Source organism: Massilimicrobiota sp. An80 (assembly GCF_002159255.1).
GTDB lineage: Bacteria > Bacillota_I > Bacilli_A > Erysipelotrichales > Coprobacillaceae > Allocoprobacillus > Allocoprobacillus merdigallinarum.
In genome coordinates this window covers 1-22352 of sequence record NZ_NFHI01000020.1, presented here as the reverse complement: position 1 = coordinate 22352, position 22352 = coordinate 1, and the positions used below count along the sequence as shown (strand labels likewise).

20 protein-coding genes, 9 tRNA genes and 1 pseudogene are annotated in these 22352 nt (G+C 31.8%); 18 read left to right on the top strand and 12 right to left on the bottom strand.

The features are described from left to right. Position 1 precedes the first annotated feature (1 nt). The 7 genes from argB (at position 2) to B5G32_RS07010 (ending at position 7080) form a co-directional block, all read left to right on the top strand. Positions 2–862 carry an acetylglutamate kinase gene (argB, locus tag B5G32_RS07040; protein ID WP_087243690.1) on the top strand — a complete coding sequence of 287 codons (861 nt, stop codon included), beginning with the start codon at positions 2–4 and terminating at the stop codon, positions 860–862. A gap of 9 nt (positions 863–871) precedes the next feature. Next, complete coding sequence (gene argF / locus B5G32_RS07035; protein WP_087936260.1) at positions 872–1864, top strand: ornithine carbamoyltransferase; 993 nt, start codon at positions 872–874, stop codon at positions 1862–1864. 245 nt (positions 1865–2109) lie between these two features. Then, positions 2110–2514 carry a hypothetical protein gene (locus B5G32_RS07030; RefSeq protein ID WP_087936259.1) on the top strand — a complete coding sequence of 135 codons (405 nt, stop codon included), beginning with the start codon at positions 2110–2112 and terminating at the stop codon, positions 2512–2514. Between the two features lie 145 nt (positions 2515–2659). After that, positions 2660–3337 (top strand): response regulator transcription factor, encoded by a 678-nt coding sequence (locus B5G32_RS07025; RefSeq protein WP_224762493.1) that lies wholly within the window; start codon positions 2660–2662, stop codon positions 3335–3337. Continuing rightward, a complete protein-coding gene (locus B5G32_RS07020) occupies positions 3334–4320 on the top strand; it encodes a sensor histidine kinase (RefSeq protein WP_158093988.1) in 987 nt (328 codons plus the stop codon). The genes B5G32_RS07025 and B5G32_RS07020 overlap by 4 nt, the downstream gene beginning before the upstream one ends. A gap of 100 nt (positions 4321–4420) precedes the next feature. Continuing rightward, positions 4421–5182: an ABC transporter ATP-binding protein gene (locus B5G32_RS07015; RefSeq protein ID WP_087936257.1), complete on the top strand. Its 762-nt coding sequence runs from the start codon at positions 4421–4423 to the stop codon at positions 5180–5182. Then, positions 5179–7080 (top strand): FtsX-like permease family protein, encoded by a 1902-nt coding sequence (locus B5G32_RS07010; RefSeq protein ID WP_087936256.1) that lies wholly within the window; start codon positions 5179–5181, stop codon positions 7078–7080. The genes B5G32_RS07015 and B5G32_RS07010 overlap by 4 nt, the downstream gene beginning before the upstream one ends. 20 nt (positions 7081–7100) lie before the next feature. Here B5G32_RS07010 and B5G32_RS07005 read toward each other — a convergent pair. Then, positions 7101–7454: pseudogene (locus tag B5G32_RS07005) on the bottom strand (GNAT family N-acetyltransferase); the annotation flags it as partial. A gap of 278 nt (positions 7455–7732) precedes the next feature. Between B5G32_RS07005 and B5G32_RS07000 the strand changes: the two are divergent. From B5G32_RS07000 to B5G32_RS06950, 11 genes are all read left to right on the top strand, one after another. Further along, entirely contained in the window at positions 7733–8851 is a 1119-nt protein-coding gene (locus tag B5G32_RS07000; RefSeq protein ID WP_087936254.1) for an aldo/keto reductase, read from the top strand. A gap of 64 nt (positions 8852–8915) precedes the next feature. Then, positions 8916–10223: an N-acetylmuramoyl-L-alanine amidase gene (locus tag B5G32_RS06995; protein ID WP_087936253.1), complete on the top strand. Its 1308-nt coding sequence runs from the start codon at positions 8916–8918 to the stop codon at positions 10221–10223. Between the two features lie 11 nt (positions 10224–10234). Next, positions 10235–10672 carry a PH domain-containing protein gene (locus B5G32_RS06990; protein ID WP_087936252.1) on the top strand — a complete coding sequence of 146 codons (438 nt, stop codon included), beginning with the start codon at positions 10235–10237 and terminating at the stop codon, positions 10670–10672. Between the two features lie 129 nt (positions 10673–10801). Further along, a complete protein-coding gene (locus B5G32_RS06985) occupies positions 10802–12214 on the top strand; it encodes an amidophosphoribosyltransferase (protein ID WP_087243700.1) in 1413 nt (470 codons plus the stop codon). A 231-nt stretch (positions 12215–12445) separates the two neighbouring features. Further along, positions 12446–12733 (top strand): hypothetical protein, encoded by a 288-nt coding sequence (locus B5G32_RS06980; protein ID WP_087936251.1) that lies wholly within the window; start codon positions 12446–12448, stop codon positions 12731–12733. 61 nt (positions 12734–12794) lie between these two features. Further along, on the top strand, positions 12795–13631 hold the full coding sequence (locus B5G32_RS06975; RefSeq protein WP_087243701.1) for a tRNA 2-thiocytidine biosynthesis TtcA family protein: 837 nt from the start codon (positions 12795–12797) through the stop codon (positions 13629–13631). 1 nt (position 13632) lies between these two features. After that, positions 13633–14325, top strand: coding sequence for a tRNA threonylcarbamoyladenosine dehydratase (locus B5G32_RS06970; protein ID WP_087936250.1), 693 nt, complete (start codon positions 13633–13635; stop codon positions 14323–14325). A 57-nt stretch (positions 14326–14382) separates the two neighbouring features. Next, positions 14383–14793, top strand: a complete 411-nt coding sequence (locus tag B5G32_RS06965) for a hypothetical protein (protein ID WP_087243703.1) — start codon at positions 14383–14385, stop codon at positions 14791–14793. Between the two features lie 100 nt (positions 14794–14893). Next, complete coding sequence (locus B5G32_RS06960) at positions 14894–16891, top strand: penicillin-binding transpeptidase domain-containing protein (RefSeq protein ID WP_087936249.1); 1998 nt, start codon at positions 14894–14896, stop codon at positions 16889–16891. 294 nt (positions 16892–17185) lie between these two features. After that, entirely contained in the window at positions 17186–17500 is a 315-nt protein-coding gene (locus B5G32_RS06955; RefSeq protein ID WP_087297760.1) for a hypothetical protein, read from the top strand. Beyond that, the gene (locus tag B5G32_RS06950) at positions 17497–17775 is read left to right on the top strand and encodes a hypothetical protein (protein ID WP_087297761.1); all 279 of its coding nucleotides are present in this window, start codon (positions 17497–17499) and stop codon (positions 17773–17775) included. Before B5G32_RS06955 ends, B5G32_RS06950 begins: the two co-directional genes overlap by 4 nt. 22 nt (positions 17776–17797) lie before the next feature. On the opposite strand, the gene B5G32_RS06945 is transcribed toward B5G32_RS06950, so the two are convergent. The 11 genes from B5G32_RS06945 to B5G32_RS06895 all read right to left on the bottom strand — a co-directional run bounded on the left by B5G32_RS06945 (position 17798) and on the right by B5G32_RS06895 (position 22165). Next, complete coding sequence (locus B5G32_RS06945) at positions 17798–19654, bottom strand: vWA domain-containing protein (protein WP_087936248.1); 1857 nt, start codon at positions 19652–19654, stop codon at positions 17798–17800. Positions 19655–19665: 11 nt separating this feature from the next. Next, positions 19666–21303, bottom strand: a complete 1638-nt coding sequence (locus tag B5G32_RS06940) for an AAA family ATPase (RefSeq protein WP_087936247.1) — start codon at positions 21301–21303, stop codon at positions 19666–19668. A gap of 106 nt (positions 21304–21409) precedes the next feature. After that, positions 21410–21485 (bottom strand) — tRNA-Glu (locus B5G32_RS06935). Between the two features lie 7 nt (positions 21486–21492). Next, positions 21493–21568: transfer RNA gene (locus tag B5G32_RS06930), tRNA-Asn, on the bottom strand. 3 nt (positions 21569–21571) lie between these two features. After that, positions 21572–21645 (bottom strand) — tRNA-Gly (locus tag B5G32_RS06925). 7 nt (positions 21646–21652) lie between these two features. After that, positions 21653–21741 (bottom strand) — tRNA-Leu (locus tag B5G32_RS06920). Between the two features lie 14 nt (positions 21742–21755). Further along, positions 21756–21831, bottom strand: a tRNA-Lys gene (locus B5G32_RS06915). Between the two features lie 6 nt (positions 21832–21837). Further along, positions 21838–21921 (bottom strand) — tRNA-Tyr (locus B5G32_RS06910). Between the two features lie 5 nt (positions 21922–21926). Further along, a tRNA-Thr gene (locus B5G32_RS06905) sits at positions 21927–22002 on the bottom strand. A gap of 7 nt (positions 22003–22009) precedes the next feature. After that, positions 22010–22085, bottom strand: a tRNA-Val gene (locus B5G32_RS06900). 4 nt (positions 22086–22089) lie between these two features. Beyond that, positions 22090–22165 (bottom strand) — tRNA-Gln (locus B5G32_RS06895). Positions 22166–22352 lie beyond the last annotated feature (187 nt).

Sequence of the window (22352 nt, the reverse complement as noted above, 5' to 3'; positions counted from 1 at the left end):
TATGAATCAAAACGCAGTGATTAAAGCAGAAATTTTATCTCAGGCATTACCATATATTCAAAAATATCATGATAAAGTTGTTGTGATTAAATATGGTGGCAATGCCATGATTAATGAAGAATTAAAGATGAATGTGATTCAGGATGTCGTGTTATTATCAGAAATTGGGATTAAAGTCATTCTGGTACATGGGGGTGGACCAGAAATTAATCAGACATTAAAGAAGATGAATATTGAATCTCAGTTTATTCATGGTTTAAGATATACGGATGATGAAACAATGAATGTTGTGCAAATGGTTTTAGCTGGTAAAACAAATAAAGATCTTGTAAAATTAATTATGCAAAAAGGTGGTAATGCAGTAGGAATCAGTGGTATTGATAACCAGCTAATAGTTGCGAAAAAACATGAATCTCAAGATGATCTAGGATATGTAGGGGATATTGTCAAAATTAATGCTCATATCATTATAGATTTATTAGATAAAGGCTATATTCCAGTTGTTTCAAGTGTGGGGACTGATGAAACAGGGCAAACTTATAATATTAATGCTGATACGGCAGCTGCTGAAATTGCAGCCCAAATCCAAGCAGAGAATATGATTTTGGTGAGTGATATACCAGGATTATTAATGGATAAAGATGATGAATCAACATTGATTCCTTTGGTTCATGTCTATGAAGTGAAAGGATTAACAGATAAAGGGATTATTAGTGGTGGTATGATTCCTAAAGTAGAATGTTGTGTGAGGGCCATTCGCGAAAATGTAAAAAAAGCAGTGATTATTGATGGTCGTATTCCTCATTCTATTTTAATTGAAATGTTATCTAAAGATGGTATTGGAACAATGTTTACAAGATAGGAGGATTATATGGTCAATTTAAAAAATAGAAGCTTTTTAACATTAAAAGATTATTCTAAAGAAGAAATTCGTTATTTATTAGATATGGCACATCGTTTAAAAAAAGCAAAGAAAAATGGAAGAGTTGGAACAGCATTAAAAGGAAAAAATGTAGTCTTATTATTTGAAAAAACATCAACACGTACACGTTGTGCCTTTGAAGTTGCCACTTTTGATGAAGGTGGACATGTGACTTTTTTAAGCAATTCACAAATGGGGAAAAAAGAATCTTTAGAAGACACAGCGAAAGTTTTAGGAAGAATGTATGATGGTATAGAATTTAGAGGATTTGAACAAAAGACTGTTGAAGATTTAGCCAAATACTCAGGTGTCCCTGTATGGAATGGATTAACGGATGTTGATCATCCAACTCAGACATTGGCTGATTTTATGACTATTGAAGAACATTTGAATAAACCATTAGAAGAAGTCAAATTTGTTTTTACAGGAGATATTAGAAATAATGTTTGTTATGGGCTGATGTATGGTGCAATGAAAATGGGAATGCATTTTGTATGTTTAGGACCCAAAGATTTACAAATTGATCCTGAAGTTTTAGCGTATTGTCAACAGGAAGCACAAAAATCAGGTGGAAAAATTGAGGTTTTAGATAATGTTGATGAAGCGGTGAAAGATGCTGATGTCATTTATACAGATATTTGGGTTAGCATGGGAGAAGATGAAGCTTTATATGAACCAAGAGTCAAAATGTTATCACCTTATAAAGTGACAACAGAAATGATGAAAAAAACGGGAAAAGAGTCTACACTTTTTATGCATTGTTTACCATCATTTCATGACTTTGAAACAGAAGTTGCTAAGGCTAAGTATGAACAGGGAATTGATATTAGAGAAGTTGAAGATGAAGTTTTCAGATCATCACAATCAGTTGTTTTTGATGAAGCTGAAAATAGAATGCATACAATTAAAGCTGTCATGGTAGCCACAATTGGTAATTATTAGAAAAAGAAACTGTTCATTTCTAAACTGATTAACAGTTTTTTCATATATTATCCACATCAAAGACTTATAATCATAGTGTATAAAAGATGGGAGAATAAAAAATGAAAAAATTATTGTTAGTATGACTTGTTGTTTGTTTAAGTGGATGTACACAAACAATTCAAGATGATCAGTTAAAAAATAGTCAATCAATCAAACAAGATGACAAACAAAAAGGTGTAGAAAGTGAAAAAATAAAACAGCTTATGGATGGAATAAAACAGACAATGCCTGAAGAGATATATCAGGAGTTAACAAATAAAAAAGTGGTTCATGAAATAGATGATATTATCACAATTGGCAATGATCAAAATAACCCTACTTTACGCTTGGATTTTGCTTATCAGGATGGTCAATTGGTTCAATTTGTTAATAAGGAATATGGTTTTTTAGATACATTACCAACACGTATGACAAGCGAACAGCAAGCCAAAGAAACAGCAAAGACTTTTGCGAAAGTTTTCTTGAATCAAGATGTCAAGTTACAAAAAACAACAGCTTTAAGTGGCTATGACACTGACCAATATATAACATTTAAAGACGAGAATCATCACACATATCTTGTGGCATTAAATATTAATGTTTTATTGAAATATAATGAAAATTCATGATAAAGGAAACTTATTATATTTTCAATATTGATAGCCAAGAAGATATATGAATAGACTTAGCATAATGTTACATTTTTGTAATGTTGTGCTTTTTTCTTTTCGTGAAGATTTGAAAAATATATAATATTTTTAAGAGGTGATGGAAATGGAAAAAATGCACATCATGATTGTAGAAGATGATGAAACACTTGCTAGAGAAATAAAAGATTTTTTGATGAGATGGGGATATTATGCTGTTATCGCAACACATTTTGAAAATATTGTTGAAGATTTTTATAATTATAAACCTCATCTTATTTTAATGGATATTAATTTACCATATTATGATGGTTTTTACTGGTGTACACAAATTAGAAATACATCACAAGTTCCTTTAATTTTTATAAGCAGTCGTAATGATGATCATGATAAAATCAGAGCCATTCTTCAAGGTGGGGATGATTATGTCGATAAGCCATTTCATTTGGAATTGTTGAAGGCTAAGATTGAAGCTATTTTAAGAAGAACATATCAATATAAAGTTAAAGATCAAATGAGAATCAATGCCGATATTTATTATGATAAAACAAAGGGCAGCTTGTTTTATCATGAACATGAGATTCATCTGACAAAATCAGAAAGTCAGATAGTTTGTCTTTTATTAGAATCTCAAGGAGCCATAGTCACAAGACAGGCATTAATGGAAGCGTTGTGGAATACTGATGAATTTATTTCAGATAATTCTCTAACAGTGCTTATTTCCAGATTACGTACAAAATTAAAAGATGAATGTCATCAGGATATTATTTGTACAAAGAAAGGACAGGGATATTATATATCATGATTTATTTACGAAAATATAGTCGCTATATCCTTGTCATAACCTTGATTATATTGGCGTATAATCTCTATTTTATTTATCTTGTTCCTGGAGCTAATACACAATATCTGATTTATTTTGATGTTGTTGTAGGGGTATGTCTTCTTTTTTTCATTTTTTTAGACTTTATGCATGAAAAATACCGTTTAGATAAGAAAAAGGATTATTTACAATCAAAAGAAGTCATTTGTTTTGAGTTTGATCATTTTGATAATATTGATATTGCCTATCACGATGTTCATGTTCTTCAAAAGCAGCTAGATGAAATATATCAAGTCAATAATGATTTACAGGATTATATGACAAAATGGTGCCATGAAATTAAAATTCCATTATCAGCTAGTTTATTGATCAATCAGAAAAATACAGATTATCAACAAAAACAAAATATGCAGGAACAGTTAGAAAAAATGAACCAGTATCTGAATCAAATCATGGTAGTGAGTCGTATTCAAAGTCAGATTCATGATATATACATTAAACCTGTTTCATTAAAAGACAGTGTTTATCAATCCATCAAGAATAATCAATTCTTTTTGATTAATAAGCATTTTGAAATGGATGTAAATGTAGAGAATTTACAGATATATAGTGATAAAACATGGCTCATCTATGTCTTGGATCAGATTATTAATAATGCCATTAAATATGCCAAAGAGTCACCTCAATTAAAAATCTGGAGTGAACATCATGAAGAGCAGATCAATTTATATATTGAAGACAATGGAGAAGGTATTCAATCACAAGATTTGTCTAGAATTTTTGAAAAAGGATTTACTGGTCAAAATCATCATAATGGACAATATAAATCTACTGGAATGGGATTATATATGGTGGAAAAAGTCATTTCTCAATTAGGACATTCTATTGAAGTAGATAGTGTTTTTCAAAAGTTTACCCGTGTTCATATAACATTTCAGGATCAAAGAGATTATTTTTATCGCTAACCTTTCAGTCAATGTAAGATATAAATAGATATTGTTATCAAGATGTAAGGATTTCTCATCAATGATATCTTAAAATGGAAAGTGTTAGGAGGAATGATTTATGGATAAGAAAAAAGTTGTTGAAATCAAAGGATTAGTCAAAAACTATGGAACAAGAGGTTTTCAAACAAGAGTCTTAAAAGGTATTGATTTAACCATTTATGAAAATGATTTTATTGCGATTATGGGACCGAGTGGAAGTGGAAAGACAACGTTATTGAATATTTTATCAACGATTGATAAACCGACACAAGGAACAGTTCTATTGGATGGTAAAGATGTTACAAAGTTAAAAAATAAAGAATTATCTCAGATACGAAGAGATAAGATTGGTTTTATTTTTCAAGATTATAATTTGTTGGATACAATGACTTTACAAGATAATATTTCCTTGCCATTATCATTAAATGGTGTTTCTTCTCAGAAGTGTATATCAAAATGCCAGGCTTTAGCACAGGTTTTTGGATTAAAGGAGCATTTAAAGAAATATCCTTACCAATTATCAGGCGGACAAAAACAAAGAGGAGCCACTTGTCGTGCATTAATCAGTGAACCTGAAATCATATTTGCAGATGAACCAACGGGCGCTCTTGATTCAAAATCAAGTCGTGATTTACTGGAACGTCTTAAAATGGTCAATGATGAAGGAAAAGCCACTATCTTAATGGTAACACATGATGCTTTAAGTGCTTCGTATGCTAAAGATGTCTATATTTTAAGTGATGGTATGATGAAATGTCGTTTAACGCGAGGAGATTCTCGTAAAGAATTTTATGATCGTATCATTGATATGCAAGTGTCTATGGGAAGTGATTTTTCATGAGCTTAGCCAAATTATCCATCATGAACTTCAAAGCAAGTTTTAAAAACTATGTTTCACTGATTATATCATTAGCTTTTACAGTTCTTATTATTTTTAATTTCTTTAATCTTATGGATTCTTCTATTATGGAATCATTAGGAAAAATAAATAGTCAAAATATAAAGATTGTCATTCAATGTGTGATTGTTGTTTTAAGCTGTTTTATGTTTTTCTTTATCTGGTATGCTACAAACGTTTTTTTAACCAAACGTAAAAAAGAAATTGGTGTCTATGTGTTTATGGGACTCACAAATCAAAGAATTGGAAAACTTTATATGTTGGAAACAATGCTGATTGGTCTTGTTGCTTTGGTTATGGGAATCGGTTTTGGCATTTTAATATCTCAGTTGTTTACAATGACTTTAGTAACGATTTCTGATATCGAAGTCAATCTTTCTTTTGAAATTTCATTGTCAGCCGTTTTATGGAGCAGTTTGATTTACTTTATTGTTTATATGATTTTTGTTTTCAAAGGATATATCAATTTAGTAAGAAGCAGTGTTTTAGATATGGTCAGTGCCAATCGTCAAAATGAATATGTGAAACAAAATAAAGTGATTCTCTTTTTAAAAGCCATACTTGGAATTATCATTCTGGTTTTAGGATATTATTATGCCATTAAAGAAGGTGGCATGGAAACAATGGCTAATGCCTTATTAGCAGTTATTTTGGTCATCATTGGTGTCTATTTGCTCTTTGGTGGTTTCATTCCATTGATTTATCAGACATTGGCTTCCAATAAAAGATTTCTATACAAGAAACAAAGAACTTTATGGATCAATCAGATTATCTTTCGTATGAAGAAAAATTATCGTACTTATGCGATTGTGACAGTATTAATGATATGTGCCCTCACAGCATTAGCTACAGGTGTAGCTATGCATGAACGTTGTCAGATGATACATGATTTTGAAAATGTCTATACGTATCAGATTTTTTCTCAACAGGCTAATCTCCAAAATGAATTTATGCAAGTGATAGAAGAACATAATGATGTGCAATATAGTTCCTATATTGAAATGTTGCAGATTGAAGGAAGTTATGCCAGTACAACACATCAAAAGAATACATTTGCTTTGATTCCTTATTCTCAACTCAAAAAATTAGCCCAGGATTCTCATCAGGCATTTGAACTTAAACAGCCACAAGATGATGAAGTGATTGATTTAGCTCATCAATATCTGCTGTCATTAATTACAACTGATGAATTAGAAGATGTACAGATACAAAATCAAGTCTATGATACAATTCAAAGAACAACTGTCCCTTATTTAGGGTATTTACAGGAACAGGTTTCTTTCTATTGTGTCAGTGATGACGAATATGAAAGATTAAAATCTGCAGGAGCATCTTTATATGTCTATAATTATAAGATTGAGAATACCAAAATGTTAAATGCATCTGTTGATGATATTCAACAACATCAGGATTGTGTAGGTCTCATTAAAATTGATCCGCAAAATGATTCTAATCAATGGATTCAAATGCTTTATCCTGTTTGTATCTTTATGTTTATGGTCTTTATTTTTGCGAGTGGAAGTATCATTTTTATGAAACTTTATAATGATGCTTTTGAAGAAAAAGAACGTTATCGTGTTTTAAGAAAAATAGGGATTAGTACAAAAACATTAAAAGCAGGTGTGCAAAAAGAATTGTTATTGACATATATTGTCCCATTTTTACTTATGAGTCTTTCTTCTTATTTTTCAGTGCATGCATTGGCTAATATGATGCAGACTGATTTGTTATCGGTCAATATATTGAGTGTAGGCGTCATTGCTATATTCTTTGTTGTATGTTATGGCTTATCAGTTGTTATATACTGTCAAAATGCAGGTATTTATGAAAAAGGATTCTAGTATCTCATCTAGAATCTTTTTTATTCAAAATATAAAACCATATCATACCAAGTTTCATTCGCAAGTGTTGATTGAGATAGACCAAGATTCATAAATCCAAACTTTTCATAATAATGAATGAGTTCCTCTTTACAAGTGAAAATACAACCTTTGCGATTTTGTTTTCTTGCATCCTCAATCAGCTGATACATCAGCTTTGAAGCATAATCATGATTTTGGTGCTTTAATGATGTATTGACACCTAAAATAGCTTGCCACTTTCCATTTTCATTATGAATACGAGGATCATGAAACATAACATCCTGAATGCGAGAATGATCAGTCACAGGACCATTGATAAAAGCAAGGATTTCTTTTTGCTCTTCCATAATCCAAAAGTGTTGAGGATATGTTTCTCATCTGTGTTTGTATTCAATTTCTGATATTCTTTCTTCAGGCGGATAACACTCATTACATATTTGCACAAGCATAGATAAATCTTCTAGACGAGCATGACGTATCATCATAAAGTTTCTCCTCATATTTAATAGATTGATATTGATTATAAAGTGTTAACTTTATTTTGAAAATATATATGGCATATAAAAAAATAAAATCTAAAGCTATATGTTTTGATAAAAAAATAGTATGATAATCATAGAGGTGAAATAGGATGGAAAAAAGGAAGTTTAAAAAATTAGGGATTGAATCATCGTTACTAGGTTTTGGATGCATGCGTTTTCCTTTAGATGAAAATGGGAATATTGAAGAAAAAGAAGCTGAACAGATGTTAGACATAGCGATTGCAAATGGAGTCACTTATATTGATACAGCATATCCATATCATAATGGAGATAGTGAACCATTTGTTGGGAAAGTCTTGAAAAAATATGATAGACATCAATATACATTAGCGACAAAATTGCCAATCTGGAATGTCAATAGTCAACAGGAAGCCAGAGAAATCTTTGAATCACAACTACAAAGATTAGATGTGGAATATGTAGATTTTTATTTGTTGCACGCTTTAGATGAAAAGAAATGGGAAAAAGTATTAGAATATCATATTATTGAATTATGTGAACAATTAAGACAGGAAGGAAAAATTAAATATTTAGGATTTAGTTTCCATGATGAATATCCTGTTTTTGAAAAAATATTAAAAGCTCATGATTGGGATTTTTGTCAGTTACAGTTAAATTATATGGATATGAATATTCAAGCTGGACAAAAGGGTGTTGATTTAGCCAACCAATTAGGAGTACCTATTGTTGTTATGGAGCCTATTAAGGGTGGAAGTTTGGCTACTTTACCACAAGATGTGACACAAATGTTTAAGGATTATGATGCAAACAGAACTTTAGCATCTTGGGCATTAAGATATGTAGGAACTTTGCCTGGTGTAAAAGTCATCTTAAGTGGGATGTCAACATTATCACAGGTTGAAGATAATTTAAAAACTTTTGAAGATTATCAGAATTTAAATGATGAAGAAATGAATATCGTTCAAAAAGTTGCAGATACATTACATGCTCGTACAAGAAATGGATGTACAGGTTGTGGATACTGTATGCCTTGTCCTTTTGGTGTTGATATACCTGCTAACTTTAGATATTGGAATAATTGTTTTGTTTATGATGATGAAAAATTATTTAAAGGAAAATATGAGAAAATGGAAGATCGGGATAAGGCCAGTCATTGTCAGCAATGTGGAGCATGTGAAAGAATGTGTCCACAACAATTACCAATTCGAGAGGATTTAAAACGTGTTGTACAAGATTTTGAGAGATAATCCATCTCTCTTTTTTTTATATCGGAAAGATGATAAAATGAATATACTGAAGGGAGAAGGTATTATGACGAAAAAGAAATGGATCATATTGATTTTATCCATTGTGATTATTATTGCAGGAGGAATTGGTGGATATATCTGGTATCAAAATGATCAAAAACAAAAAATATTAGATTCTATTCAACTGACTTTTACAGATCAGACAGTTATAGAATATGGGACTAACTGTCAGGCAGAGGAATTGGTTGCTAAACAAAGTGGACAATTATCAGCTCCTCAAATAGATACAATGACAATAGGAAAGCAGACTTTAGAATATAAAGTTTCTAAAGGTGAATTAAGTAAAACATTTTCACATGAAATAGAAGTGAAGGATACGCAGTTGCCAGAAATTAAATTGACAAAAGAGTCTGTAACACTTGATTATGGTGATCAATTTGATATGAAAAAATATATTGAATCGGTGAGGGATAAAGTAGATGGTGATTTAACATATGTCAGCCAAGATAAAGTTAAAGATGATCAAAACAACTACTATACATATGAAAGTAATGTCAATACAAAGAAGGCTGGAACATATAAAGTTGTTTTGAAAGCAGTCGATAAAAATCAAAACAAAGCTGAAAAAACATTGAAAGTGACAGTAAAAGAGGAAGTTAAAGAAGAAGTAATAAAACCTCAAAGTTCATCATCAACAACCTCATCTTCTTCATCATCTTCATCTTCGTCAAAACAATATGTCGCTTCACCCAATAATAAAGTGATTGTCATTGATCCGGGACATCAGGGACAGGGGAACAGCTCTTTAGAACCTATTGGACCAGGAGCATCAACAAAGAAAGCAAAAGTTGCTGGTGGAGCAACAGGAACATCAACAGGTATTCCTGAATCACAGACAACATTGGAAATTGGTCTCAAATTAAGAAATGAATTACAAAGTAGAGGCTATACTGTCATTATGACAAGAACAAGTCAAGGTGTTAATATTTCTAATAAAGAGCGTGCTATGATTGGTAACAACAATAATGCTGCTGCAGTTATCCATTTACATTGTGATGGAGCTGGATCAAGTGCTAGAGGAGCACATACGATTGCACCTGCAAGTGATAATCCTTATTGTTCATCTATTTATAGTGCTTCATCAAGACTAGCTCAAAATGTGATTAGCTCTTATTGTGCCAAGACAGGAATTAAAAGTCGTGGAGTATCTTATCGTAATGATTTGTCTGGATTAAATTGGAGTGAAGTCCCAGCTATTTATATTGAAATGGGATTTATTACGAATCCAACAGAAGATCAACTTTTAAATGATGATGCTTTTCAAACAAAATGTGCACAGGGTATTGCGGATGGAATAGATGCTTATTTCTAGGAGGATAACATATGCGTTATTATTCAAAGATTGGAGTTATATGGATGATAGCTATCGCTGTTATTGTTTGGTGCAATTATATGTTACTAAAGCTAGTTACATGGCGATTAGATGATTGGGGTATGTGGTTAACATTACTCATTTTCATTCCTATTGATGTTTTATTTGTGATATGTACTTTTTGGACATATTATGAGTTTCATGATGATTATTTGGAAGTCAGAAGTGGTTATTTCTTTCATGAGGATATTCCATACTATGATATTCGTTCTTTTAAAGAAACGCATAATCCACTGGGTTCCTGTGGTTTATCACTTGATCGTCTTGATATCATATATAAAGCACAAAAGGGAAGAAATGGAAATAGTGAAGTCTTGATTTCACCAGTTAAAAAGCAGGAGTTTATTCAAGAATTAGAAAAACGTAGTCGAATCTTTTTATCAAAATAGTCATGAAAAAAATGACTATTTTTTAGTTGCGATAAAAAAGTCGTAAAATAATAGAAAGTTTGTAGACTTTTTTTATGAAATTGATTAGAATAGGGGTGTAAATTAGAAGACAAAGGAGATAGGAACAGTATGAGTGGTTTTTTTGGGGTAGCGTCACAAAATGATTGTGTCATGGATTTGTTTTTTGGAGTAGATTATCATTCACATTTAGGAACAAGAAGAGGTGGTATGGCCGTTTATGGAAAGGATGGTTTTCAACGTTCTATACATAATATAGAAAATTCACCTTTTAGAACAAAGTTTGAAAAAGATGTTGAAGAATTTGCTGGAAATATTGGAATTGGATGTATTTCTGATAGTGAGGCACAGCCATTGTTGGTGAATTCGCATTTAGGATCATTTGCGATTACAACAGTTGGAAGAATTAATAATTTAGATGAATTAAGAACATTATGCTTTGAACAGGGAAAGACACATTTCTTGGAAATGAGCGGGGGAGAAATCAATCCAACAGAAATGGTGGCTGCATTAATTAATCAAAAAGAGTCAATTGTGGAAGGAATTCAACATGCTCAAAAATTAGTCAAAGGATCAATGAGTATATTGGTAATGACGAATGAAGGGATTTATTGTGCAAGAGATAAATTAGGAAGAACGCCTGTTATTATTGGAAGAAAAGATGATGCTTATTGTGTCACTTTTGAAAGTTCTGCTTTCTTAAATCTTGGTTATCATCATTATAAAGATTTAGGATCAGGAGAAATTGGTTTTATTTATCCTCATGGATTTACACAAAAAGTCAAACCAAACGATCAAATGAAAATTTGTTCATTCTTATGGGTTTATTATGGATATCCAACTTCGACATATGAAGGTGTGAATGTTGAAAAAATGCGTTATGATTGTGGAAGTATGCTCGCAAAACGTGATCAGGGAACAGTGACACCTGATAGTGTAGCTGGTGTACCAGATTCAGGATTGGCGCATGCAATTGGATATGCTAATGAATCTGGAATTCCATTTGCAAGACCATTTATTAAATATACACCAACTTGGCCACGTTCATTTATGCCGCAAAGTCAAGGTCAAAGAAATTTAATCGCAAAAATGAAACTCATTCCTGTAAAAGAATTAATTAAAAATAAAAGTTTATTATTGATTGATGACTCTATTGTCAGAGGAACACAATTAAGAGAAACAACAGAGTTTTTATATCAATCTGGGGCTAAAGAAGTTCATGTGAGACCAGCCTGTCCACCTATCTTATATGGATGTAAATACTTGAATTTCTCACGTTCTAATTCAGAATTAGATTTAATTACACGTCGTGTGATTAAAGATTTAGAACAAGGTGATGTCACTGATGAAATATTAGCTGAATATGCAAATCCTGATAGTGAAAAATATCAACAAATGTTAGATGAAATCTGTAAGAGATTGAAATTCACTTCTTTAAGATATCATCGTTTAGATGATTTGATTGAATCTATTGGTATTGAACCTTGTAAGTTATGTACTTATTGTTGGGATGGAAAAGAATAAAAGTGATTAGAGCGTATGCTTTAATCATTTTTATTTGATTATTTTCAAAATATAATATATAAAGAATAAAGAGGTGAAACGATGATTACATTTGAAAATATAACGTAAACAAAATCAGTTTATACACATTTTTTACCCATTTTATTAATTCCTCTGATAACGCCCTATTTAAAAAAAGCAGACATTCCATTTGAAACACTTGGATTAGAAGATTTAACTGTTGATCATCAATTGACTGGTGAAATTCAACCAGTATATAAAAAGAATGTAGAAGACGCAAGAGAAAAATATAGAAATGCAGGATATCAAAATGTAAGATGCATAGGTGCGATTATAACGCATATATCTCCTGATGATTTTAATACTATGACACTTCAATTCTTTGGTGATACAATGGATTTGGATTTTGCTAGTGAACAACGTTTGGCTAAGGAAAAATCTGATGCACTTTATGAATCTTCTTATAAAGATTGGCTTCCAGAAGGAACGTTACCAGTTAGTGACAATAAAAATAAATAAAAATTGTCAAATGGTAAGATGTTTGATATAGTTTGGATGTATGAAATTAAAGGAGAAATACATGGATAGAACAAAACAGATTGAACAAAGTATTATAAAGAAATATCGAAAACCAATATGGAGAAAATTTGTGAAGGCTATTCAGACATATGATCTTATTCAACCAGGTGATAATATTGCAGTGTGCATTTCTGGGGGAAAAGATTCTATGTTAATGGCTAAGTTATTACAGGAAATTAAACGTCATGGACAGTTTGATTTTGGATTGGTTTTCTTATCAATGGATCCAGGATATAATGAGAAAAATCGTAAAAAAATTGAAGAGAACGCAAAAATTATGGGAATACCTGTTCAGTTTTTTGAATCAGATATTTTCAAGGTTGTCACAAATATTGAGAAATCTCCTTGCTATTTATGTGCAAGAATGCGACGTGGTTTTTTATATGCGAAAGCCAAAGAATTAGGATGCAATAAAATCGCATTAGGACATCATTTTGATGATGTCATTGAAACAATTCTTATGGGAATGTTTTATGGTTCACAAATACAAACGATGATGCCTAAACTACATAGTACAAACTTTGAAGGAATGGAATTAATTAGACCGATGTATTTAATAGAAGAAAAAGATATTATCAATTGGTGTAAATATAATGATTTATCTTTTATTCAATGTGCCTGTCGTTTTACTGAAGAAATGGAAGAATTAGGAGAAGTGCATCATACTTCTAAACGAGAAGAAATGAAAAACTTATTAAAATATTTAGAAACAATGAATCCTAATGTGAAAAAGAATGTTTTTAAAAGTGTAGAAAATGTGAATTTGGCAACCATTATTTCATATAGCGATGAATCAGGAAGACATCATTTTTTAGATGATTATGATAAAGGAGAATAAAATGTTTTCAAGATTTGAATTATTAGTAGGAGAAGATAATATCCAAAAGTTAAATCAGGCTCATGTCATTGTATTTGGTGTTGGTGGTGTTGGTGGATATGTTGTTGAAGCACTGGTGAGAAGTGGTATTGGACATATCACAATAGTAGATAATGATGTTATTTCTTTGTCGAATTTAAATCGTCAAATTATCGCAACACAGGAAACCATTGGTCAAAAGAAAGTTGATGTGATGAAAAAAAGAATATTATCAATTCATCCTGAGTGTGACGTGACAACATTGGATATGTTTTATTTACCTGAAACAGCTGATCAAATTGATTTATCACAATACGATTATGTGGTTGATGCCATAGATACAATCACTTCTAAAATAGAATTGGCTGTTCGTTGTGACCAAAAGATACCTTTGATCAGTTCAATGGGAACAGGAAATAAAATGAATCCAGCATTATTACAAGTCAGTGATATTTATAAAACATCTGTTTGTCCACTTGCTAAGGTGATGCGTAGAGAATTGAAGAAACGTCGTGTCAAACACTTAAAAGTTGTTTATTCTCAAGAATTACCAATGAAACCTTATGCATCAGATGAAATAACCCATAAAAGAACTATTCCAGGAAGTACAGCTTTTGTACCTTCTAGTGCGGGACTTTTAATTGCCAGTGAAGTTGTTAAAGATTTGTTGAAATAAACAAATCTTTTTTCACATTTATGGATTATTGACATATGTTAAATTGAGGTGTAAAACATGCGTGAACAACTTCAATCTTATATTTATACAGAAAAATTTTTAGCTCAACTTTATCGTCGAGCAGCAGCTTTAGCTTCATCACAGGAAGAAAAAAATGCATTATTGGCTTTTGCTCAAAATGCTGAAACAAATGCCAATTACTTGAATTATTTTTATAAGTTAGAATATGGTGTTAACTTTGATCCAATGGTCCCAGAGATTAATTTACAGGGAGGATACAGGGCAGTATTAAATGAAATATTGAAACTTGAAATCAGTTCTTATCTTGAATATCGTAAACTCACATATAATCAAAGTAACAATGAGTTTAGAGAAACAGTGAGAGCTATTTCTGATACAAAGCTTGGACATATTTTAACAGTTTTAGCAATTATTACGAATTTGAATACTCCACAGACCAATGGCTAACAGTTTTGTTAGTCATTTTTGTATTCTTTTAGAAATATTGACTAAATATTTTCTTTATTTTTGAAAAGTGATATACTAAGCTTGCAAAGGAGGAGAAGATATGGGAGTCGTATATACGAATCGTAATCGAAAGAAATATATTGCTATTGGAGGTCTTGTAGCGATTGTTGTGATTGTGGCAGTAGTGTTATTCTTTTTATTATCAGGGAATAATAATGAATCCACATTAAAGAACTTTTATGCACAAATATCTGAAAAGAAATATGAAGATATGTACAATAGTCTAAGTAGCGAATCACAGAAATCTTATGATCAGCAAACATTTGTGGAAAGAAATCAGAATATTTATGAAGGTATTGAAGCAAGTAATTTTCAAATTGAAGTTACAGATGAAACTGATAATGAATTAACATATAATGTGAAAATGAATACGATTGCTGGAGAAGTTACTTTTGAAAATAAAACAACGATTGAAGATGGAAAAATTGTGTGGGATGATTCATTTATTTTTCCAGATTTAACACAAAATGATAGAGTGAGAGTTTCAGAAGATGAAGCAATCAGAGGACAAATTTTAGATCGTAATGGAAAAATGTTGGCAGGACAAGGAGAAGCTTATTCTGTTGGTTTAGTAAGAGGTAAACTGAATGGTGAAAATGATTACGACCAACTGGCTGAGTTGTTAGGTTTAACAAAAGAAAGCATTCAAAAAACAATGAGTGCATCATGGATTCAAGATGATTCTTTTGTTCCATTAACAACAATTCCATCAACAGATACACAGTTAGAAAACCAATTACTACAAATTCCAGGAGTACAGCTCAATACAGTTGAAGTTCGTACTTATCCATATGGTGAAGTGACATCACATTTAACTGGATATATGCAACAGGTAACTGCTGAAGATTTAGAAAAACATCAAGGTGAAGGTTATACAGAAACATCAATGATTGGAAGAAGCGGTATTGAAGCAGCATATGAAAAACAGTTAAAAGGAACAAATGGGGCAACAATTTCTATTGTTGATGAAAATGGAAGTACAAAGAGTACAGTTGCTACGCAGGAAAAACAGGATGGACAGGATATTACATTAACTATAGATATTGATTTACAAAGAGATTTATATAATGCATTTGATGAAGATCAAAGTGCATCAGTTGCGATGAATCCAACAAATGGTGAAGTTTTGGCTTTAGTCAGCACACCATCTTTTGACAGCAATGATTTTATTTATGGTTTTTCAACGGAAGAATGGGATGCTTTAAACAATGATGAAGATCAACCATTAACAAATCGTTTTAGAGCAACTTGGGTGCCTGGTTCAACAATGAAGGCTATAACAGCAGCCATTGGATTGGAAACTGATTCTTTAGATGCATCTAAAGATTTTGGAGCTGAAATGAAATGGCAAAAAGATTCTAGTTGGGGAGATTATTTTGTCACAACTTTACATGCACCAAATCCAAATAATTTAAGAAATGCTTTAATTTATTCTGATAATGTTTATTTTGCGAAAGCAGCATTAGAAATTGGAAAAGATAATCTTGAAAAAGGATATAAATCTTTAATGATTGGAGAAGATATTCCTTTTGAATTGGCTCTTACAAAATCACAATATACAAGTGATTCATTTGATGATGAAATACTAATTGCAGATAGTGGATATGGACAAGGCCAGATTCTTATGAATCCAGTTCAAATGACATCTATTTATAGTTCTTTTATAAATGATGGTAAAATGATGACACCACATGTTGTGAAATCAACAGAAACATCAGTTTGGGCAGAACCATTTTCTAAAGAAACAACGGATGAAATCAAATCTGATTTGATTCAAGTTGTTGAAGACAATAATGGAACAGCACATGCTTTAAATAACAGTCAATATCAGTTAGCTGCAAAAACAGGAACTGGAGAGATTAAGGATTCACAAGATGATACAACAGGAACAGAGCTTGGATGGTTATCTGTTGCTTCTACTGATTCATCAAAACCAATTGTCATTACAACAATGGTAGAAGATGTCAAAGGTCGTGGTGGAAGTAATTATGTTGTTAATGGTGTTAAACAGCCACTGATGTCATATTTACAAAAATAACGGAGTGATGACTCCGTTTTTTAAATACTTTTTTTGAAAATATAAAATAGCTTTACTATAAAAATGAATATGTTATACTGATAGTGAGAAGAGATATTATTTTAAATATTTAAATTATTTTCATATCAAATAATATATTATAAAGATAAGGTAGGTGAAAAAGGTATGAAAAGAATAGGAATGTTTGTATTGAGTGCAGTTTTAGCTTTTGCTATGAGTGGATGTCAAGTCAATGACAATCAGGTTGATATGGTAGAGGTGGCAGAAAAATGAGTCAGTTATTCACAAGAAGTCATGCAAAAGGCAGAAGAAGATCCCAGTGATATTGCATCACAAGAACAAATCTATCAGGATATGGAAGCTGAATTTCAAGATGTCATGGAAGAAGATACACTTAAAGATGTCCAAATAAAAATTGTGACATTTATCATGAATGAGTTATCATCGTATTCATTACCTGTCACAATTCAATCTGTTTCTATTGAAGAAGGTGATAGTCAAGTTTTGACAGTTAAATTCAAAGATCAAAACCAAAAACAGGGAGAAGTTATTTTAAGAATGCAGGAAAATAATGGAAAGATTTCTTATGTAGGAGTTTATGGAAAATGAATAGGAAAATAGATCAATTATTTATAAAGATACAATGGTTTATTATTTTGATAGCAGGTATATTTTTATTGCTTCATGGAGCGCATCAGAATTTAGTCATTATCATATGGATATTTTCCATATTATGCAATGCTTTTTGGGCAAGAGGAAGTCGTATTGCAAATGTAGAATATACTTATTTTCGTTTATTTCGTCGCTATCCAACAATTTGGTTAGCCATCAGAATGCTGTTGGTTGTGATGATGTCATTATTCGTTATTGGATATGCAATATAAAAACATCTCAAATGAGATGTTTTTATATTGCAATTTCTTTTAATTTATTAATGAGCATATCAGGTAAAGTTTGTATATCTTCTATAAATAAACTATTAGGATATGTTTTTGTAATTAATGGGGCAGTTTGAATACCAATTCCAATGACATCTATATTCTTATCTTTTTTATAAAGATGTGTTAATTCATGAATATGTTCAACACCATGAGTATCACCATCAGATAATACAAAAACAAAACCTTTTCTTTGCCTTTTATAGTCAGCTAGTTTTTTTAATACATATTCCAAAGCTATATCCTCATGTGTTCCACCAGATGTATGCATTGCAAAGATACGATCTAACATATATCTTTTTTGACAGTCTTGAAAAGATACAATTTCAGTGAGTTGTACTTTGGTTTGTCCTAAAGCTTTATGAGATGAGATGCAAAAGGGGATTTTTAAAGTTTGTAATACTCTTGCCAGTTCAAAACAGCCTTTCATAGTATTGATTATTTTTTCTCCGCTCATTGATTCACTTGTATCGACAAGAATATAAACGCATAAATCTTTCTTTTGGCCTTGTTTATGTTCCTTAAAAACACGACCATCTAAAGTAGCACGGTAAAGATTTTGCTGATCTAAATGTCTACCATATTCTAATCTATGTTTTGTACGACTTTTAGAAGCATACATTCTTTCACGTTTAAAAAGTCTTGCCAGTTTATTACTTCGGACTATACTTTCACGTTGACTTCTTAAAGCAATAATACCATATTGAGTTGGTGTTGTTCTTTCTAAAGGAGATAAAACAATAGATTGTTCAATAGTTGATTGATATGTTTGGGTTTGAAGCCTTTTTTCTGATTGTTTTCTTTGTTTTTCTTCACGTCTATGAATATCTTGTAAAATTTGATGATTATTTGTTTTTTCTGCTTCATTTTCTAGAGATTCAATACGTTGAAATTCTTCATCAGAAAGATTCATTTTGTATTTTGTTGGTGTTTCTTGTGGCTGAGTATCATTAGAAGTGTTATTTTGAAATTGAACAGCAATTTCACTGGATATTTGTGAAAAAAGACTGTTAGAGATGCCAGATATTTTAGAGCCGTTTTGAATAGTATCAATGATTTCTTTGACAGTTTCTTCCATAATAGGTGAACAGAGCTGTAAAATCATTTGAGCTATTTCTAAACGCTCAGTTGTATTATGGGTTTGTAAACGTCCCTTAATAGCCAGCTTTCTTATTTCAGTAAAATGCTGATGCAAATAGCGTGGCAGATAAACAATGCTATCATTTAATTTAAAGCGATAACCATAAGTGCAGATAGCCATTATTTCTTTAATGATTTTATCCATAAGAAATGAGGTGTCATGATGATTATGGTTTTCTTTCATAAAAGCCAGTATGATGGCTTGTCTGGCATACATTAAAGCATTCCATGTTTCAGGATATTCTATTCCCATAGCATTTTCAACTGCACCTTCTTCAATGGCTTTTAAGACTAATGGAAGATTGGTTTGATAGACATAATGGAAAAGAATGTCTTTCAAATCACGATATTTGATTTCTTTATTTAAATATGCTTTGGCACTTTGATTGGCCATATCTAAAGCTTCAGTGGCTTTTTGATAGACATGGGATAGCACTTGAAAATCAGTATATAACAAAGAAGCCAGTTCGTGTAATTCCAGACCTTCCATAAACATGGCATAACCTTGAGGATGAAAGTTTGCAAAATAACGATAAGGGGCTTGTTCGCCTAAAATAATGAGTGCTTTTTGATTTTGGATTTGTGAATAATGCTGATTGCTTGTATCTATTTGTAATTGAACAGGCATTCTGGCATAGAGAGCAGCATTTTTTTTAAGTTTTCTTTTTTCATCTTGTGATAACATATTTTATACCTTTATGCTTCCTGTTCAACAAATTCATGAACGATTAATGACATCACTGAAGAAGCAGCACCGTTTGTTGATAAAATTTGACGAACATCTTCCAGATTAAGAATTTCATCATCTTCCTCAGCTAATTCAGAAATAATAGTGACTAGACTGGCACGTAATACATCACCATCTAAGTCAACTGTTTTATTAGCCCAGTTTAATAAGGTTCTCAAGTCAATTCTTTGTGTTGTTTCATTTCCTTCGTTTATAATAACATTATTGAAAGCATCGAGTAATGATGCCATTTGAGTTGCTGTTTTTAAGTCGATATCTGTTTCCTTGACAATAATTTGTGCCATTTTATCAATAGGTAATTGACTGATTTTTATTTTATTTTGAATACGTGATTTATGAGAAAGGTTCATTTCATTCGTTCCAGCATAACCAATATTCATACTTTCAGCAAATCTAAACAAAGGATGTGCATGAATAATTTCACCATTATCTAATATTTTTTGCTTTGTACCATCGAGAACATCATTTAATGAAGAAATAATATCACTATCAACCATATTAATTTCATCAAAAATAAACATTCCACCATATTTCATCATTAAACTTAAAGGACCATATTCAAAAACAGTTTCACCATTTCTTAAGACATATTTACCAAATAATGTTGATTCATCAATAGAACGACTTCCTACCATTTTCAGTGACGGTAAACCTAATGCCCCAGCAACACAAAGTAATTTTGTTGTTTTACCTGTTCCTGAAGGACCATAGTATAAACAAGACCAAGTTTTTCCTCTTTGAAATGATTTGATTAAATCAAAATCATTTTGATCTAAAAAATGACGATTTTGCATATATAAACGTTCATTATCTTTGATAGATTCCTGTAAAAATAATGGAAGCTTTTGTTTTTCCTGATCACTATAAAGAGGATTGATATCTAAAATAGTATAAGAAGCTGTAGATAAAGACTCATAAATTTTTTCTTGAGATTGTAAATCAAGTAAGAGATTTTGAGGATCTTTTTGAAACAGAAAGGTTTCACATAATGATTGTGTGTTAAATGTAATATGTTGATGTTGCATAAATTCTTCAACAGAATCATAATGTAAAGATAAGAAACAGTCAGGTTGATTCATCATTTCTTTTACAAGTTCAATGAGCCTATTTGCTATATGTAAAACATATTTATATTCATTGGCATCCCATTGTTGACCATGCTCATGTTGTGACATATCAATATGACGCCAATTTTCATAAATATCAGCAAATTCTTCAATCTGATATTGATTATATAAGTAATTAATAGCTGTTAAAAGTAAACGATATAGACTATCGCTTTCTTCATTGATAGTTGCCATAATAAAACGATGCTCATGAAAAGAATATTCTAAATAAGCTTCTATTTTATTTTGATGAATGATTTGAAATAAAAGAGAATGCTCATGGATAAAAACAAAAACAAAATCATGTTGATAGTGACTATGAACAATACCTTGTATAGCTTTAGCAGTATCATGTTGATAAGGATATGTTGTGTGAGGGATGAGCTCATCTGTGCTTTCAGTCCCATATAGAATCATGTCACTATGATATCCTGGTGAGATCGAATAGGGTTTAAATTGTTTAAGTGTATCAAGTATCATATATCTTACTCCTTTTCTGTTTCATATTATAACATGTATCAGACATATCACAAATTATGTGCTTATATAAATAAAAAAACGATCATAAGATCGTTTGTTTGAAAAATGGTGACCTGTACGGGATTCGAACCCGTGAATGCATGCGTGAAAGGCATGTGAGTTAACCGTTTCTCCAACAGGCCATAAAAATGGCGCTTGAAGTAGGACTCGAACCTACGACCGATCGGTTAACAGCCGATTGCTCTACCAACTGAGCTATTCAAGCGTATGGAGCGGGTGATGGGAATCGAACCCACGTAGTCAGCTTGGAAGGCTGAAGTTCTACCATTGAACTACACCCGCAAAAGAATGGTGCCCAGGGCCGGAGTCGAACCGGCACGGATTTTAAGGTCCGCAGGATTTTAAGTCCTGTGCGTCTACCAATTTCGCCACCTGGGCATATGTGCTTTTAATGGTGACCCGCAGGCGACTCGAACGCCTGACCCTCTGATTAAAAGTCAGATGCTCTACCTACTGAGCTAGCGGGTCAAAAGATGGTGGGGAGGGGCGGATTCGAACCACCGAACCGAAAGGAACTGAGTTACAGTCAGCCGCGTTTAGCCACTTCGCTACCTCCCCGTATATGGTGCCGGCTAAAGGACTTGAACCCTCAACCTACTGATTACAAGTCAGTTGCTCTACCAATTGAGCTAAGCCGGCAAATAAATGGTGGAGGTTAACGGGCTCGAACCGCTGACCCTCTGCTTGTAAGGCAGATGCTCTCCCAACTGAGCTAAACCTCCAACATGGCTGGGATAGCTGGATTCGAACCAGCGCAATGACAGAGTCAAAGTCTGTTGCCTTACCGCTTGGCTATATCCCAACAGTGCTTATTTAATATATCAATTTTTTGGAGTATAGTCAATATTTTTTAAGCGAAAATTTAATTTTTTTCATATTTCCCTCCATTTCCGTCCGCCTTTGTCGGTCGGACACAAACATTTTATTAAAATCATTTCCCTCCAATCGTTTTTATAGTATCCTATAAGAGAGGTGGTATACTACAGAGC